The organism is Amycolatopsis sp. NBC_01286 (assembly GCF_035982555.1).
Classification (GTDB): domain Bacteria; phylum Actinomycetota; class Actinomycetes; order Mycobacteriales; family Pseudonocardiaceae; genus Amycolatopsis.
This window is the reverse complement of record NZ_CP108428.1, coordinates 5,658,220-5,674,209: the sequence shown is the minus strand read 5'-3', so window position 1 is coordinate 5,674,209 and position 15,990 is coordinate 5,658,220. Positions and strand designations below refer to the sequence as shown.

At 71.1% G+C, this 15,990-nt stretch carries 17 protein-coding genes; 5 read left to right on the top strand and 12 right to left on the bottom strand.

The annotated features are described in order from the left end of the window. The first annotated feature begins 56 nt into the window (after nt 1–56). Nucleotides 57–1,019, top strand: coding sequence for a helix-turn-helix transcriptional regulator (locus OG570_RS27335; protein ID WP_326952063.1), 963 nt, complete (start codon nt 57–59; stop codon nt 1,017–1,019). A gap of 32 nt (nt 1,020–1,051) precedes the next feature. Here OG570_RS27335 and OG570_RS27330 read toward each other — a convergent pair whose 3' ends face one another. The 3 genes from OG570_RS27330 to OG570_RS27320 all read right to left on the bottom strand — a co-directional run bounded on the left by OG570_RS27330 (nt 1,052) and on the right by OG570_RS27320 (nt 3,780). Next, complete coding sequence (locus OG570_RS27330) at nt 1,052–1,411, bottom strand: hypothetical protein (RefSeq protein ID WP_247054020.1); 360 nt, start codon at nt 1,409–1,411, stop codon at nt 1,052–1,054. Between the two features lie 81 nt (nt 1,412–1,492). Beyond that, nucleotides 1,493–1,993 carry a helix-turn-helix domain containing protein gene (locus OG570_RS27325; RefSeq protein WP_247054022.1) on the bottom strand — a complete coding sequence of 167 codons (501 nt, stop codon included), beginning with the start codon at nt 1,991–1,993 and terminating at the stop codon, nt 1,493–1,495. Between the two features lie 203 nt (nt 1,994–2,196). Further along, nucleotides 2,197–3,780 (bottom strand): alpha/beta hydrolase, encoded by a 1,584-nt coding sequence (locus tag OG570_RS27320; RefSeq protein ID WP_326952062.1) that lies wholly within the window; start codon nt 3,778–3,780, stop codon nt 2,197–2,199. Nucleotides 3,781–3,973: 193 nt separating this feature from the next. Between OG570_RS27320 and OG570_RS27315 the strand changes: the two genes are divergently transcribed. Next, on the top strand, nt 3,974–4,663 hold the full coding sequence (locus OG570_RS27315) for a DNA alkylation repair protein (protein WP_326952061.1): 690 nt from the start codon (nt 3,974–3,976) through the stop codon (nt 4,661–4,663). Between the two features lie 200 nt (nt 4,664–4,863). Here the strand turns inward: OG570_RS27315 and pheT are convergent, their stop codons facing one another. The 6 genes from pheT to infC all read right to left on the bottom strand — a co-directional run bounded on the left by pheT (nt 4,864) and on the right by infC (nt 11,065). After that, nucleotides 4,864–7,431, bottom strand: a complete 2,568-nt coding sequence (gene pheT / locus OG570_RS27310; RefSeq protein ID WP_326952060.1) for a phenylalanine--tRNA ligase subunit beta — start codon at nt 7,429–7,431, stop codon at nt 4,864–4,866. Beyond that, nucleotides 7,431–8,495, bottom strand: a complete 1,065-nt coding sequence (pheS, locus tag OG570_RS27305) for a phenylalanine--tRNA ligase subunit alpha (protein WP_326952059.1) — start codon at nt 8,493–8,495, stop codon at nt 7,431–7,433. Before pheS ends, pheT begins: the two co-directional genes overlap by 1 nt. 435 nt (nt 8,496–8,930) lie before the next feature. Beyond that, the gene (locus tag OG570_RS27300; RefSeq protein WP_326952058.1) at nt 8,931–9,719 is read right to left on the bottom strand and encodes a TrmH family RNA methyltransferase; all 789 of its coding nucleotides are present in this window, start codon (nt 9,717–9,719) and stop codon (nt 8,931–8,933) included. A gap of 23 nt (nt 9,720–9,742) precedes the next feature. Further along, nucleotides 9,743–10,117, bottom strand: coding sequence for a 50S ribosomal protein L20 (gene rplT / locus OG570_RS27295; RefSeq protein ID WP_247054033.1), 375 nt, complete (start codon nt 10,115–10,117; stop codon nt 9,743–9,745). A gap of 63 nt (nt 10,118–10,180) precedes the next feature. After that, nucleotides 10,181–10,375, bottom strand: a complete 195-nt coding sequence (rpmI, locus tag OG570_RS27290; RefSeq protein ID WP_247054035.1) for a 50S ribosomal protein L35 — start codon at nt 10,373–10,375, stop codon at nt 10,181–10,183. 69 nt (nt 10,376–10,444) lie between these two features. Next, nucleotides 10,445–11,065, bottom strand: a complete 621-nt coding sequence (gene infC / locus OG570_RS27285) for a translation initiation factor IF-3 (RefSeq protein WP_247064421.1) — start codon at nt 11,063–11,065, stop codon at nt 10,445–10,447. 204 nt (nt 11,066–11,269) lie between these two features. Here infC and OG570_RS27280 point away from each other — a divergent pair, with 204 nt between their 5' ends. The 3 genes from OG570_RS27280 (at nt 11,270) to OG570_RS27270 (ending at nt 13,810) form a co-directional block, all read left to right on the top strand. Continuing rightward, on the top strand, nt 11,270–11,629 hold the full coding sequence (locus OG570_RS27280) for a DUF1844 domain-containing protein (protein WP_247054038.1): 360 nt from the start codon (nt 11,270–11,272) through the stop codon (nt 11,627–11,629). A gap of 553 nt (nt 11,630–12,182) precedes the next feature. Further along, nucleotides 12,183–12,818 carry a GntR family transcriptional regulator gene (locus tag OG570_RS27275; protein WP_442788187.1) on the top strand — a complete coding sequence of 212 codons (636 nt, stop codon included), beginning with the start codon at nt 12,183–12,185 and terminating at the stop codon, nt 12,816–12,818. Next, nucleotides 12,815–13,810, top strand: coding sequence for a 1-aminocyclopropane-1-carboxylate deaminase (locus OG570_RS27270; protein ID WP_326952056.1), 996 nt, complete (start codon nt 12,815–12,817; stop codon nt 13,808–13,810). The genes OG570_RS27275 and OG570_RS27270 overlap by 4 nt, the downstream gene beginning before the upstream one ends. A gap of 36 nt (nt 13,811–13,846) precedes the next feature. On the opposite strand, the gene OG570_RS27265 is transcribed toward OG570_RS27270, so the two are convergent. From OG570_RS27265 to OG570_RS27255, 3 genes are read right to left on the bottom strand one after another with little or no spacing between them, the layout of a single operon-like run. Continuing rightward, nucleotides 13,847–14,230, bottom strand: coding sequence for a RidA family protein (locus tag OG570_RS27265; RefSeq protein ID WP_323337905.1), 384 nt, complete (start codon nt 14,228–14,230; stop codon nt 13,847–13,849). Next, the gene (locus tag OG570_RS27260) at nt 14,230–14,988 is read right to left on the bottom strand and encodes an IclR family transcriptional regulator (RefSeq protein WP_326951178.1); all 759 of its coding nucleotides are present in this window, start codon (nt 14,986–14,988) and stop codon (nt 14,230–14,232) included. The genes OG570_RS27265 and OG570_RS27260 overlap by 1 nt, the downstream gene beginning before the upstream one ends. Continuing rightward, nucleotides 14,985–15,956, bottom strand: a complete 972-nt coding sequence (locus tag OG570_RS27255) for a sugar kinase (protein WP_326952055.1) — start codon at nt 15,954–15,956, stop codon at nt 14,985–14,987. The genes OG570_RS27260 and OG570_RS27255 overlap by 4 nt, the downstream gene beginning before the upstream one ends. Between the last annotated feature and the right edge of the window lie 34 nt (nt 15,957–15,990).

Below are 15,990 nucleotides of genomic sequence, written 5' to 3'. Positions count from 1 at the left end.
AAGTGGTGCCCGCCACCGCGCGGACGCCGTGCCGCGGCGCTTGGGATGCTGTGCCGATGACGGACACCCCGGCGCGGCTGCTCGGACTGCTCTCGCTGCTCCAGACCCCACGGGAGTGGCCGGGCAGCGAACTCGCCGACCGGCTCGGGGTCAGCCCGCGCACGATCCGCCGTGACGTCGAGCGGCTGCGCGAACTCGGCTACCCGGTCGAAGCCAGCCGCGGGGTCACCGGTGGCTACCGGCTGATCGCCGGCACCGCGATGCCGCCCCTCGTGCTCGACGACGACGAAGCCGTCGCGATCGCCGTCGGCCTGCGGACGGCCGCGGGCCAGGCTGTCGACGGCATCGAGGAAGCGTCCGTCCGTGCGCTGGCCAAACTCGAGCAGATCCTGCCCGCGCGGTTGCGCCGCCGGGTGGGCACGATCGGCACGGCGACCGTCGCGGTGCCGGCCACCGGCCCCGTCGTCGACCCAGCGCAGCTGACCGTGTTCGCCGGCGCGATCACCAACAACGAGACGGTCCGGTTCCGCTACCACTCGGGCGACGGGACCGAGTCCCGTCGCCGGGCCGAGCCGCTCCGGCTGGTCGCCACCGGACGGCGCTGGTACCTGGTCGCCTTCGACCTCGACCGGGACGACTGGCGGGTCTTCCGCGTCGACCGGGTCCACGACGCCGAGGCGACCGGCGGGCGCATCGCCCCGCGCCGGCCACCCGCGACGGACCTGGCGGCCTACGTCCTCGAACGGCTCTACGACCTCGTGCCCACCTATCGGGCGGTGGCCACGCTGGCCGCGACGGCCGACGAGATCACCCCGCGCCTGGGCACGGCGGTCGGCGAGCTGACGCCGCTGCCGGACGGTGGCTGCCGCTGGCACAGCCACGGGGACACCCTGGACTGGCTCGCGTTCCGCCTGCTCGGGCTGGGCTGCGCGTTCACGGTCGAGGAGCCGCCGGAACTGGTGGCCCGCCTGGAGGTCCTCGCAGCCCGCGCGCTGGCGGGCGCGGGCGCGAGTGGCTGATCCACGGTGGTCCGGGTTCCCCGGCACGGAACTCACTCCGCACCGCCCGAGGGCGGGTACACGGTGGCGTCCTGCGGGTCGTAGAGGACCATCCCGTGCCGCCCGGCCAGCTCCTGGACGTACGACACGACGGCGTCGGGAGCGGACCAGCTCAGCGACATGACCACGCCGTCACCGGCGACGGTCAAGGCGCACGACCACGGGCAGCTGCCGAGGTCCTCGACCGGCACGTCGGTCAGTTCCGGGTAGCGGGCCGTCAGCTCCCGGTGGTACGCGACGGCCCGGGGGTGCAGCGGGATCACCACCGGTTCGGGGGACGTCAGCGCGGCGTACTTGCGGGCCGCTTCTTCGGCGGCCGTGGGCTGGTGCCACACGGCGAGATCGAAACTCATCAGGACAACTCCGGTGGGTGAAGGAAAACGGGACGGCCGCGGTGGCGGGCCAGGCCGGAGTGGACCGGCCCGCCACCGTGCTCAGCCCGGTTCACCCCCGTCCAGGTCCACGCGCCGGCTCGGCGGCACGGGGAGGTAGCAGCCCGGGTTCTCCGGGTCGCAGCCCACGCGCGGCAGCCGGGAGCGGATGCCACCGGGGGTGCGCTCGAAGTACGCCGCGATCTCCGTGACGCTCTCGCCGGCCAGCCACCGGCTCTCCAGCTCCGCGTCCATCTCGTCGTTCCACGGGCGGCCTTGCTGGGCGGCCCGGGCCGCGGATCTTCGCCGCGACGACCGGCCGGCGCCGGTCGTCGCGGACAGCAGGCCGTCGGCGACCAGGTCGGCCACCGTGGCCGCCACGGCGACGTCCAGGTCGAGGCTGCCCTCGGCGACCGGTTCGCCCTCGGGACCGCCGGCTTCCAGGGTGATCATCACCCTGGTGTTCGGTTCGGCGCGGTCTTCGTCCGTCCTGGTGGCGACCGCGATCTGGTAGATGATCTCCTGTGCCCGGATCTCGGTCCGGCGCTCTTCGATGATCGACATGCCGTGAAGCTAGCGCGCACCCCCGACAATTTTCGGCCACGCGCTGCTCACGGCCGACTCCGCTCCGAAATTGTCGGACCCCTCCCCTAGCGTCCTCGTCGACCACACCACGTCACCGGGAGGCCACGATGCGACACCTGCGGACAAGACGGTGCCCCGGTCCGGACGAGCCGGACCGGGGCACTGACCCACGTCGATTCCGCTCAGAAGTGCAGCAGCTGAGCCAAGGTGCGCTGCTTCTCCTGGGCCGCCTTCGCGGTGTTGTCCGACTTCTGCGCGGCGGCGCCGTCGGGCAACGGCGGCGGAACCGGGCTGCACTGGACGTCGGAGTGGTTGCCGGGCCGGCGCGCCGGCAGCGTTCCGTTCGCCAGGTAGTCGGCGATCTTGTCGTCCACACAGGACACTCCGGACAGCGAACCGGCGTGCGTGGTGCCGCCCGGCGCGCTGATCAGGCTCGAGTTCGGGAACCGCTTGCGGACCTCGAGGCTGCCGGCGTACGGCGTCGCGGCGTCGAGCTCCTCGCTGATGAGGAGCGCCCCGGCGACCTTGCTGCCGTTGATGTCGACGGGCTTGCCCGCCTTCGCCGGCCAGAACACGCAGGGCGCGTTGAACCAGGCGTTGCCCCAGGTCTCGAACGGGGCCTTGGCGTAGGTCAGCCAGTTGTCGACCCGCCACTTGTTCCAGTTGGTCGGCCACTGGGTGTCGGTGCACTGCACACCCAGGTAGACGGCGAAACCGTTGTCGTCGCCGGGCGGGTTCGAGTCGTCGTAGAGCGCCTTCAGCGTCTGCCAGTCACCCTTGTGGACGAAACCGTCGAACGCCCTGGCCATGTCGACCCAGCCGAAGACGTAGTAGCCGGCCTGCAGGAAGACGTCGGTCCACTCGTCACCGCCGATCACCCCGCCCGCCGGGTTCCTGGCGAGCTTGCGCTGGGTGTCGTACCAGAGCTTCTCCACCGCGGAACCGGTCTTGCCCAGGTGGTAGACGCTGTCGTAGGACGCCAGCCAGTCGAAGTAGATCTTGATGTTCTTGTCGAACGCGACGTCCTGGTCGAGGTTGGCCTGGTACCAGACCTTCCGCGGGTCGACGTTGCCGTCGAGCACCATCCGGCGGACGTTCTTCGGGTACATCGTGCTGTACACCTGGCCGAGGTAGGTGCCGTAGGAGAAGCCGTAGTAGTTGATCTGCTTCTCGCCCAGCGCCTTGCGCAGGCTGTCCATGTCCTGCGCGACGTCGGTCGTCTTCAGGTGGTCGAGGATCGCGCCGTTCTTGCGGCACGCCTGCGCGTAGCCCTTCGAGCGGTCGAGCCAGGTCTTCTCCAGCTTCGGCGAGGTCGGCACGTACGCCGGCCGGTCGTAGCTGAAGTAGTTGCCGTCACAGCTGATCGCGGGCTTGCTGGAGCCGACGCCCCGCGGGTCGAAGCCGATCCAGTCGTAGTTGTCCCCCGCGTGGTTCGGCACGTACTTGCCGAGCACCGAGAGCCCGAGGCCGGACCCGCCGGGGCCGCCCGGGTTCACCAGCATGATCCCTTGGGACTGCGCGGTCTTGTGCTTGATCCGCGACACCGCGACGGAGACCTTCGCCCCGCCCGGCTTCGCATAGTCCATCGGCACTTCGAGGAAGCCGCACTCGGCGCCCGCCGCCTTGAGGCTCGCCGAGTCGCAGGGCCCCCAGGCGATCGGCGCGGGGCTGAACTGCACCCCGGGGTCCGCCGACGCGGCGGGTGCGGCGGCCAGCAGCCCGGCCGCGAGCCCCACGGCGGCGACAGCGGCAACGATTCTTTTCACAGTCGTCCTTTTCGTCCGCATTCGACAGAGTTCGCCGGATTTCGCCGAAACTACCGGCAACCCTGCACAATCTCGCTGACCGCCACGACTTCCGCCATCCGCCTTTCGTCGGGTCCTCCCCCGATCGGCGAGCACCCGGAACCGTCGGTGGCCGCCGGTACGCTCCGGGCGACCGGGGACGACGGGAGGACGGATGACCGCGGACGAACGGCTGGTCAAAGCCGTCCGCGCCGGGCTGGCCGAGCTGGGCGATCCGGTGAAGGCACCCCAGATGCGGGCGTACATGAAGTCGGCCATGCCGTATCGCGGGGTGGCCAAACCGGAGCGGAGCGTGCTTCTCAAGCGGGTGCTCGCCGACCACATATTGCCCGATCGAGTGACATATTCGGCGACGATCCTGGCGTTGTGGCGGGACGCGGAATTCCGGGAGGAGCGGTACGCGGCGGTCGATCTTTCCGGCTATCGCGCCTACCGGTCGTGGCAGGATCCCGGGCTGATCCCGATGTACGAGGAAATGATCGTCACGGGGGCGTGGTGGGACCACGTCGACGAACTGGCGATCCGGCGGGTGGGCCCGATCCTGCGTTCCGCCCGCGGCGAGATCACGCCGATCATGCTGCGCTGGGCGGCCGACGACGACCTCTGGCGGCGGCGCACGGCGATCATCTGCCAGGTCGGCGCGAAGGAGGACACCGACACCGATCTGCTGACCCGGGCGATCGAACCCGCGATCGCCGAGCCGGAGTTCTTCCTGCGCAAGGGAATCGGCTGGGCGCTGCGCGACTACGCGAAGACGTCACCGGACTGGGTGCGGTCCTTCGTGGACGATCACCCCGGCCTGTCGGGGCTGTCGCGCCGGGAGGCGCTCAAGCACATCGGGTGACGTTCGGCTTCGAAAGGGTGCCCGGCACCGCGACACCTACGGCCAACCGGTGTGCCCGGACGGTCGGCTCACGTACCTGGAGGGTCGGGTCGCGTACCTGGTGGGTCGTCTGCGTTCTGGTGTGGATGGTCGGGCTGGTGTGCGGGGCCGGACGCGAAAGAGGGGCCGGTTTCCCGGCCCCTCCTCGAGAGCGTCGTGCGTCAGCGCAGGATCGCTTCGAACCGTTCGCCCGCCGCGGCGACCGCGGCGTCGCGGGCCTTGGTCGCCTCGTCGACGGTCAGCGTCCGGTCCGGGGCGCGGAAACGCAGCTTGTAGGCCAGCGATCGCTTGCCTTCGCCGACCTGCTCGCCGGCGTAGACGTCGAACAGCGTGATGTCCTCGAGCAGCTCGCCCGCCCCGGTGCGCAGCACCGCGGCCAGGTCACCCGACGGGACGTCCGCGGCCGCGACCAGCGCGACGTCGAGCAACACCGGCGGGTAGCCGGACACGCTCGGCGCCGGCCGGGAGTCCGGCAGCGGGATCGCGTCGAGGTCGAGCTCCATCGCCACGGTGCGCGGCGGCAGGCCGAGCGCCTCGACGACCTTGGGGTGCAGCTCGCCCGCGAGACCGACCGGCCAGTCGCCGACCCGCAGCTGGGCGCAGCGGCCCGGGTGCCACGGCGGCAGGTCGGTGGCCTGCGTGGTCAGCTCGACCCCGGCGGCCTCGGCGATCGTCCGGGCGGCCTGCACCGCGTCGGCCCAGCTCGCCTGCTCGCCCCCGCCCCACCAGCCGGCGCGGTGGCGCTGGCCGGCGAGCACGACGGCGACGTGCAGCGGCTGCTTCGGCACAGCCTCTTCGAGAACGGCCAGTTCCTCGTCGGTCGGGCGGCGGTCGACGCCGAGCACCGGGACCTTCAGCGGGTTCGGCGCGGGCAGCACGACCTGGCCGACGTGGAACAGCGCCACGTCCTTCATCCCGCGCGACACGTTGCGCTGCAGCGTGTCCAGCAGCCCCGGCAGCAGCGTGGTGGCCAGCTTGTTGCGCTCGGCCTCCAGCGGGTTGCGCACCACGACGGCGTTGCGGCGGACGTCGTCCGCCGGGAGCCCGAAAGCGTCCCACACCGCGTCGCCGACGAACGGGAACGGGCGCACCTCGACGTACCCGGCCTCGGCCAGCGCCCGCGCGACACTGCGGACGCGCCGCTGGCCGTCGGTCAGGCCGCGGCCTGCCGGGGCGGCGGGCAGCGTCGACGGGATGCTGTCGTAGCCCTCGAGCCGCAGCACCTCTTCGACGAGGTCGGCGGGCTGGCGCAGGTCGCCGCGCCAGCTCGGCGGGATCGCGGTGACGAGGCCGGTGCCGTCGTCGCCCGTGCTGACCGTGACCTTGCAGCCGATCTGGCTGAGCCGCCGCACGGTCACGCCGCGCTGGTAGCTCACGCCCGCGACCTTGTCGGGCAGGTTGATCGGCATCCGGACCGGCGGGTTGGGCTCGACCGTGCCCTCGTCGGTGCGGCCGGGCCGGATGGCGGCGTCGCCGTACTGCCGCAGCAGCCGGGCGGCCAGCTCGACCGCCGGCCCGCACAGCTGCGGGTCGGTGAACCGCTCGAACCGCTTGGCCGCTTCGGAGAACAGCTTGTGGCGCCGGGCCGTGCGGCTGATCGACGCCGGGTTCCAGTGCGCCGCCTCGAGCAGCACGTCCGTGCTCTCCGGCGTGATCTCGGTGCTCGCGCCACCCATGGTGCCGGCCAGCGAGATGACGCCGCTGTCGTCGGCGATCACCACGTCGTCCGGGTCGAGCGTGCGCTCGATGTCGTCCAGGGTGGTCAGCTTCTCGCCCGGCTTCGCCTTGCGCACCACCAGATCGCCCTGGATGGCCTTGGTGGCGAACGCGTGCAGCGGGTGCCCGAGCTCGAGCATCACGTAGTTGGTGACGTCGACGGCCAGGGAGATGGAGCGGATGCCGGCCAGCATCAGCCGCCGCCGCATCCACCACGGGGTCGGCGCGGTCGAGTCCAGGCCGGTGACCCGGCGCAGCACGAACCGCGGGCAGCCCTCGGGGTCCTCGACGCGGACCGGCCAGGCGTCACCCTCGGCCGCCGGGACCTCCAGCAGCGCCGGGTCGCCGAAGGGCACGTCGAGGGCGTTCGACAGCTCGCGCGCCAAGCCGCGGACCGACAGCGCGTAACCGCGGTCCGGGGTCGGCGCGAGCTCGATCACCGTGTCGTTCAGGGCGAGCAGCTCCTGGGCGTCGTCGCCCGGGCTCGCGGTGCCCGGCGGCAGCACCAGGATGCCGGTGTGGTCCTCGCCGAGGCCGAGCTCGCGCGCCGAGCAGATCATGCCGTCGCTGATGCGGCCGTAGGTCTTGCGGGAGGCGATGGCGAAGTCGCCCGGCAGCACCGCACCGGGCAGCGCGACGACGACCAGGTCGCCCTCGGTGAAGTTGCGCGCGCCGCAGATGATGCCGCGGGTCCTGATGCCGTGCGGGCCCTCGTCGAACTCGCCCGACTCTTCGTCGTCCTCGTCTTCGTCTTCGTCGTCGTCTTCGGGCTCGTCGTCGTCCTCGGCGACCTCGCCGACGTCGACGCGGCAGAAGCGCACCGGCTTCTTGAACTCGGTCAGTTCCTCGATCTCGGCCACGCGGCCGACGACCAGCGGGCCGGTCACCGGTCCGAGCTCGCGGAGGTCGTCGACCTCGATCCCGATCCGGACGAACGCGTCGGCCAGGTCCTGCGGCGTGATCTCCTCGCCCACGTCGAGGTGTTCGGTCAGCCAGCTGACTGGGACTCGCACTACGCCTCCGTTCCGAAGGGAAGGGTGAAGCGGACGTCGCCTTCCACCATGTCGCGCATGTCCGGGATCCCGTTGCGGAACTGCAGGGTGCGCTCGATGCCCATGCCGAAGGCGAAGCCTGAGTACACCTCGGGGTCGACGCCGCAGGCGCGCAGGACGTTCGGGTTGACCATGCCGCAGCCGCCCCACTCGACCCAGCCGGGGCCGCCCTTCTTCTCCTCGAACCAGACGTCCACCTCGGCGGACGGCTCGGTGAACGGGAAGAAGTGCGGGCGCAGCCGGGTCTTGGAGTTCTCACCGAACATCGCGCGGGCGAAGGCGTCCAGCGTGCCCTTGAGGTGCGCCATGGTGATGCCCTTGTCCACCGCGAGGCCCTCGACCTGGGTGAACACCGGGGTGTGGGTCGAGTCGAGCTCGTCGGTGCGGTACGTCCGGCCGGGGCACACGACGTACACGGGCAGGTCGCGGTGCAGCAGGGTGCGGGCCTGGACGGGCGAGGTGTGCGTGCGCAGCACCAGGCCGGAATCCTCTTCGCCGACGTAGAACGTGTCCTGCAGCTGGCGCGCGGGGTGGTCCTTGCCGAAGTTCAACGCGTCGAAGTTGAACCACTCGGCTTCGAGCTCCGGGCCTTCGGCGACCTCGTAGCCCATCGCGATGAACGCGTCGGAGACGCGCTCGGAGACGGTGCTGATCGGGTGCCGGGCACCGCGCGGCACGCGGTCCCACGGAAGGGTGACATCGACGGCTTCTTCGCGCAGCACGCGCTCGTCGCGCTCCACCTGGAGCTCGGCGCGGCGGGTGTCGAAGGCCGACTGGACGGCCTGGCGGGCCTCGTTGACGCGCTTGCCGGCCTCGGCCTTCTCCTGCTTGGGCAGGGCGCCGATCTCGCGGCGCGCCAGCAACAGCGGCGAGTGGTCACCGAGATGCGCGGGCTTGACCTCGGCCAGCGCATCGAGCCCGGTCGCGGCGGCGAACGCCGCTTCGGCGGCCTTGACCGCCTCCTGCAGCGTCTCGGGGGCGAGAACCGCGCCGCCCTGGGCTTCCTTCTCCTTGGCTCCGGACATAACTCCTCGGCGTCCGCTGGGACTGGTCGTTCGTGCTCCGCCGGACAACGCGGCGCACGAGAGGTCAAAGGCAAGAAAAGTCTATGGGATCGGGTCAGGGCGCCCTTGGTCGCCCTCGCCCCGCGCCGGCGCACGCCCGGGTAAGGGCCTGACAGGACTGAACGATGACCAGGCTGGGCCGCCGGGAATCCGGTCGCGCGGGGTGAAACCACTGGTCTGCGCGCGGCGCGTGTCCGGTAGGCGGACACCGGCACGATCGACCGCCGGGACGCCGCGAAGGGGGCCACGGTGGGACGGGCGGCGGGTTCGGCCGCCGCGGCACCACGAAAGGAGGCCGTGGTGGGACGGGCAGTGGGGTCGGCCGCCGCGGCGCCACAAAACGAGGCCGTGGTGGGACGGGCGGTGGTCTCGGCTGAGCGGGCGATGGGCCACGCCTCAGCGGCGGGCCGCCATCGCGCTCGTGTACACGCAGACCGCCGCCGCTGTGGCCAGGTTGAGGCTCTCCGCCTTGCCGTACAGCGGGATGCGGACCGCCAGATCCGTCTCTCCCAGGACCGCTTCCGAAAGGCCGTGGGCTTCGTTGCCGAACACCCAGGCCGTCGGCTCGGTCAGGTCCACCCGATCGAGTTCGGCGTCGGCGTAGCCGTGGGCTGCGTACGTGCGCAGGCCCGCCGCCGAACAGGCCTTCAGCGCGGCCGAGACGTCGCGGACGCGGGTGATCGGGAGGTGGAACAGGCTGCCTGCGGCCGCTCGGACGCACTTGCCGTTGTGGGGGTCGACCGTGTCGCCCGCCAGGACGACGGCGTCGGCGCCCGCCGCGTCCGCCACGCGGATCACCGTGCCCGCGTTGCCCGGGTCGGCGATGTCCACCAGCACGACCACCAGCCGGGCGCCCGGGGTCACGGCCGTCTCGAGTGGACGGTCGAGCAGGGCGCAGACCGCCACGATGCCTTGGGGCGTCACGGTTTCCGACAGGCCGTCCGCGGCGCGGTCGGTGATCGGCGAGACCGGGACGCCGGCCGCGCGGGCGGCGTCGACCAGGTTCGCGTGCTGGGCGGCCGCGCGCGACGTCACGAACAGCTCGTGCACCGTTCCGTCCGCCAAGGCGGCTTCGACGGCGTTGGCGCCTTCGGCCAGGAACCGGCCGGTCTTGTCCCGGTCCGCGCGCCGGGTCAGCTTGCGCGCAGCAACGACCCGGGGGGTCCGTTCGGTGAACGGACCCACCCCGGGTCGGGGAAAGCTGCCGGTCAGGCCGACTTCGCTTCGGTGTTCACGTTGGCCTTGGCGAGCTCGGCCAGCGCGGTGAAGGCGACGGCGTCGTTGACGGCGAGGTCCGCGAGGATCTTGCGGTCGACCTCGACACCCGCGGCCTTGATGCCCTGGATGAACCGGTTGTAGGTCACGCCGTTCTCGCGGGCGGCCGCGTTGATGCGGGTGACCCACAGGCGACGGAAGTCACCCTTGCGGGCACGACGGTCCCGGTAGGCGTAGTTGAGCGAGTGAAGCGTCTGCTCCTTGGCCTTGCGGTACAGCCGCGAACGCTGGCCGCGGTAGCCGCTGGCCAGTTCGAGAGTTGCGCGACGCTTCTTCTGGGCGTTGACCGCCCGCTTGACGCGTGCCACGGGTCCATCCTGTCGATCTCAGGGGGCGAAGGGGCGCCCCGGGTGGTTAGAGCAAGTCGGTGGTCAGCGGCCGAGGAGGCGCTTGACGCGACCGGTGTCGGGCTTGGCGATCTCGGTGGTGCCCTCGAGCCGGCGCGTGAGGCGGTTGGACTTCTTCTCCATCAGGTGCCGGCGGCCGGCCTTCTGACGGCGCAGCTTGCCCGTGCCCGTGACGCGGACGCGCTTGGACGTGCCGCTGTGGGTCTTCATCTTCGGCATTTCAGTCCTCTTTCGTGCGGCGGCTCACCGGAGACTCCGGTGAGCCGCTGACATGTGCTGGTCGGCGCCTTACGCCTCGGGGACCGATTCGGGAACCGGCTCGACCTTGGCCTTCGGCTTCACGTTCTTGTGCGGGGCCAGCACCATGATCATGTTGCGACCGTCCTGCTTGGCCGACGACTCGACGAAGCCGAGCTCCGTGACGTCTTCGGCGAGCTTCTGCAGCAGCCGGTAGCCGAGCTCCGGCCGGGACTGCTCGCGACCGCGGAACATGATCGTGACCTTGACCTTGTTGCCCGCCGCCAGGAAGCGCGACACGTGACCCTTCTTGGTCTCGTAGTCGTGCTGATCGATCTTGGGGCGCAGCTTCTGTTCCTTGATGACGGTCAGCTGCTGGTTGCGACGCGACTCGCGGGCCTTCTGCGCGCTCTCGTACTTGAACTTGCCGAAGTCCATGAGCTTGCACACCGGCGGGCGGGCCTGCGGCGCGACCTCGACGAGGTCGAGATCGTTCTCTTGCGCCAGGCGCAGCGCATCTTCGATCCGGACGATGCCGACCTGTTCACCGGCGGGTCCGACGAGTCGGACCTCCGGCACCCGGATTCGGTCGTTGATGCGTGTCTCGGAGCTGATGGGGCCTCCTTGGTCCGAGGAATGTTTCCTGTTCTCGTTTCGACCTGGTGCCCACATAGCGAAGGCCCCGACACCATTTCGGTGTGCGGGGCCCACTCTGTTTCCGATCGCATCCGGCCGCTAAGCCGGGTACTTCACCCTGGACTTGCAGTCCGGGCGAGACCGGACCCGGACACCTGAGCGGTGACGCGGGTGGGAGCGGGGCTCCACTTGCCGCCCCCGATCGCTCGGGAGCTGGTCGCAGGTGGAAGAGTACCAGACGTGTCAGATCAACCCTCCGCACCGCCCCCGTATTCCCCCGAAGCCCGCCACCTGGAGGACATCCCCAGCGTGGAGGTGATCAGCCGCGCAGCCGTCATGCTGCTGTCGGCCGGGGCCGAACGCCTCGGCCTCGCCGACGCCGACCCGGACAACTCGCCGCACCGCGACCTCGACGAGGCGCGCCGCCTGATCACCGCGCTCGCCGGGCTCATCACCGCGTCCGCCGAGTACCTCGGCCTGCACGCCGGCCCGTTGCGCGACGGTCTTCAGTCGCTCCAGAAGGCCTTCCGCGAGGCCTCGGCCGTCCCGGACGCCCCCGGTCAGGGCCCGGGCGAGAAGTACACCGGCCCCGTTTACTGACCGCACTTCCCGGCGGCCCCACCTAAGAACAGCCCCCGCCCTCTCCGGGGGGCGTCCCCAAGTCCAGTTTATCGGGGGTGCCCGACAGGACCCGGAAAAGGCGGCGGTCTGGGCTCGGTTGTCCACATCACGGGGTTCCTGTGGACAAGCGTCCGCCACCCCGTGGCATCACGGACGGCTGGAGGCATGGCGGGCGGCCGGGGGACACCGCGGGTGACTGAAGACGTCACGGGCGGATGGAGACATCGCAGCGGAAGTGCACCGCGATGCTCCGGTGTCCCGCTGGGTCTGGCTCGCCGACCGCGACCCGCACCAGCGGTGCACCAGCACCACACCAGCACCCCGCACCGCACGCACCCAGCACCGGCACCAGTACCCCGCACGCATCCAGCACCAGCACCAGCACTAGCGCCGCGCCGGCACCCGGCACCCGGCACCCGGCACCCGGCACCCGGCACCCGGCACCCGGCACCCGGCACCCGGCACCCGGTAGGGGACGGCTTCGGGCTCGAAATAGTTGCCGGACGAGCCTGTGACATCTAACATGTTAGATGTGAGTCTCTCGAAGGTCAGTCGCCCATTGCTGCGGGACGAGGCGTACGACCGCATCCGCCACGCGATCGTCGACGGTTCGCTGCCGCCCGGTGCCGCGCTGCGGGACGCCGATCTGGCCGACCAGCTCGGCCTGTCGAGAGCCCCTATCCGCCAGGCCCTGCTGCGGCTGGCCGACGACGGGCTCGTCGACTCCAAGCCCCAGAGCTACACCCGCGTTTCCGAGGTGATGTCCCCCGATGTCCTCGACGCCCGGGAGATCGTCCGGCTGCTGCACGAGTTCGCCGTCCGGCAGGCCGTGGCGAAGGTCCGCCCGGATGACGTCGCGGCGATGCGGGCGGCCAACGATCGCTTTGCCGCGGCGATCGAAGCCGGTGACGTCGCCGCCGCCGTCAAGGCCGACGACGAGCTGCACGATGTTCCCGTGCGGCTGGCCGGGAACGCCGCCGTGGCCGCCACTCTCGACCGCTACACGCCGCTGCTGCGCCGGCTCGAACACGCGCGGTTCAGCTCGGCGCTCGCCTGGAACTCGGTGGAACGCCACACGCGGCTCATCGACGCCCTCGAGAAGCGTGACACCGACACCGCCGTCTCCGTGATCTCGACCATCTGGACCGACCTGCTGGAGGACCGATGACCCTCGCCGACTTCCCGCGCTTCCCGCTGCTCTTCGGGCCCTCGCCGGTGCACCCCCTGGAGCGGCTCACGGCCCACCTCGGCGGCGCGCAGGTCTGGGCCAAGCGCGAAGACGTCAACTCCGGGCTCGCGTACGGCGGCAACAAGACCCGCAAGCTGGAGTACCTCGTCGCGGACGCCCTGAAAGAAGGCGCCGACACGCTCGTCTCGATCGGCGGCGTCCAGTCCAACCACACCCGGCAGGTCGCGGCCGCCGCGGCGCGTGCCGGGCTGAAGGCCTTGCTGGTGCAGGAAAGCTGGGTCGACTGGCACGATCCGCTCTACGACAAGGTCGGCAACATCCAGCTCTCGCGGATCCTCGGCGCGGACGTCCGGCTGGTCGACGCCGGTTTCGGCATCGGGTTCAAGCAGGCGTGGGAGGACGCCGTCGCCGAGATCGAGGCCGACGGCGGGAAGCCGTACGCGATCCCGGCCGGTGCGTCGGACCACCGGCTCGGCGGGCTCGGCTTCGCGAACTGGATCGTCGAACTCGAAGCGCAGGAAGAAGAACTGGGTGTCTTCTTCGATACCGTGATCGTCTGCTCGGTCACCGGGAGCACCCAGGGCGGGATGGTCGCCGGGACCGCACTAGGCAAACCCCGGCGCATCCTGGGCATCGACGCCTCCGCCAAGCCGGACGAGACCCGCGAGCAGGTCACGCGGATCGCGCGCGCCACCGCGGAGCTGATCGGCGCGGGCGAGATCGCGGACGTCGAGCTGGACGACCGCTACCACGCCGGGATCTACGGCATCCCCGACGAGTCCACTGTGGACGCGATCGAGACGTGCGCCCGGCTGGAGGGGATGATCACCGACCCGGTGTACGAGGGCAAGTCCATGGCGGGACTCATCGACCTGATCGGCCGGGGTGAGATAGAACGCGGCTCGAACGTCCTCTACGCCCACCTCGGCGGGCAGCCCGCGATCAACGGCTATACGAGCGTCCTGGGCTGAGCGTCCCGGGGCCGGGCGAACCGGCCCCGGAGAAGCTCAGTCCAGCACGCAGAGCACGTCGATCTCGACGAGCAGCTCGCCCGGGAGGCCGACATACACCGTCGTGCGGGCGGCGTGCGGGCCCTCGCCGATCAGCTCGTTGTAGACCTCGTTGAACGGCGCGAAGTGCGCGGTGTCGGTGAGGTAGACGCGCACCATGATCGCGTCGGCGAGGCTCGAGCCCGCCTCCTTGAGCACGGCTTCGATGTTCTTGAACGTCTGGCGGGTCTGGCCCGCGACGTCGTCGCCGACGATCTCGTTCGTGGCCGGGTCGAAGGCCACCTGGCCCGCGACCTGCAGCAGGTTTCCCTTGCGGACGGCCTGCGAGAACTTCGCCGGCGGCTTCGGCGCGTTCTCGGTGGAAACTGCCGTCTTGCTCATCAGTGCCCCTTTCCGTTCCCCGTCCATCCACTGTGGACGGAAGCTTCGTTCGTCGCGGCGCGCAGGTCCGGGACCAGCGCGAGCAGGCCTTCGTAGTCGAGCAGCACCTTCGGCACCGACATCGACGCGGCGGCCAGGACCTCGCCGTCCGCGCCTCGCACCGGCGCCGCGACGCAGTGGATGAAGTCCTCGTGCTCGGCGTTGTCGACGGCGTACCCGAGCTGCGCGACCCGATCCAGCTCCGCGAGGTAGTCCTCGGGCGTGGTGATCGTGTTCGGCGTCAGCACCGGGTACTCCATGGACCGGGCGATCTCTTCCCGACGCGCCTGGGGCATCGCGGCGACCAGGACCTTCCCGACGGCCGTGCAGTGCAGCGGCGCGCGCTTGCCGACGCGGGAGTACATCCGCACCGAGTGGCGGCCCTCGTACTTGTCGATGTAGACGACTTCGCCGTCGTCGTAGCTGGCCAGGTGCACGGTGTGCCCGGTGCGGGCGTTGAGCGCGGCCAGCGCGGGCTGGGCGCTGCGCCGGACGTCGATCGAGTCGAGGGCTTGGTTCGCGAGGTCGAACATCGCGCTGCCGAGCCGGTAGTAGCGGGTGCCTTCGCGGCGGACGAAGTGGTGCTGCTCCAGGGTGCGCAGCAGGCGCAGCACCGTCGACTTGTGGACGCCGATCTCCTCGGCGAGATCGTCGAGGGTGCGCGCGTCCTGCGCGATCGAGCTCAGCAGCGTCAGCGCGCGGTCCAGGCTTTGACTCAAGCGAGAACCCCCTCTCCCGTCAGCCTGGCCGAACGCCACTCGTCCGGGTCCGCGTTCAGCAGGGTATCCACGACCGTGCGTGGCAGCGGTACGCCGACGTCGTCGTGGGTGAGCAGGGTGGCGGCGGCCTGCAGGTGCCCGCGCCGGAGCCGTTCGAGGGGCGCGGCGCCGCGCAGGGTCGCGGCCAGGAAGCCCGCGGCGAACGCGTCCCCGGCGCCGACCGGCTCGACGACGTCGACGCGCAACGCGGGCGCGAACAGCGGCTCGCCTTCGACGAGGGTCGCTCCGCGTTCGCCGTGCTTGACGACCAGCGTGCGCGGGCCCGGCAGGAGGGCCCGCAGCGAAACCGGGTCGCCGGTCCCCCACACGTGCTGGGCCTCGTCGTCGCCGGTCAGGACGATGTCGGCCTGCCCGGCCAGTTCGGCGAGCAAGCGGGGGTCGCGGCCGGCCCACAGCGCGGGCCGCAGGTTGACGTCGAAGGAGACGAGCCGGTCGCCGCGGGGCGCGTCCAGCAGCGCGCGCACCAGCGCGAGGCAGCTGTCGGACAGCGCCGGGGTGATGCCGGACAGGTGCAGCACGCGGACGCCGTCGAGGTTCAGGCGATCCAGCAGCGAAGGGCCCATGCCGGACGCCGCGGAGCCGGCGCGGTAGTAGCGCACGGGGCTGCCGCCGGCGCCGCTTTCCTTGACGTAGAGCCCGGTCGGGCGCACGGGGTCCACCGAACACGCGCTGACGTCGACGCCGGCCGCCGCGATCTCGCGCAGCATCGCGTGGCCGAACGGGTCGTCGCCGACCGCGCTCACCCAGCCGCTCGGGACGCCGAGGGCGGGCAGGTGACAGGCCACGTTCGACTCGGCGCCGCCGATGGTGCGCGTCCACTGGCGCACCTCGTCCGGCGGGCCGGGTTCGGCGGGCACGAACAGCGCCATCGTCTCGCCGACACAGAGCACTTCGGGCCCGCTTGTCACTTTCCGTCTCCCCTGTCCTTCACCCCGTTGACCT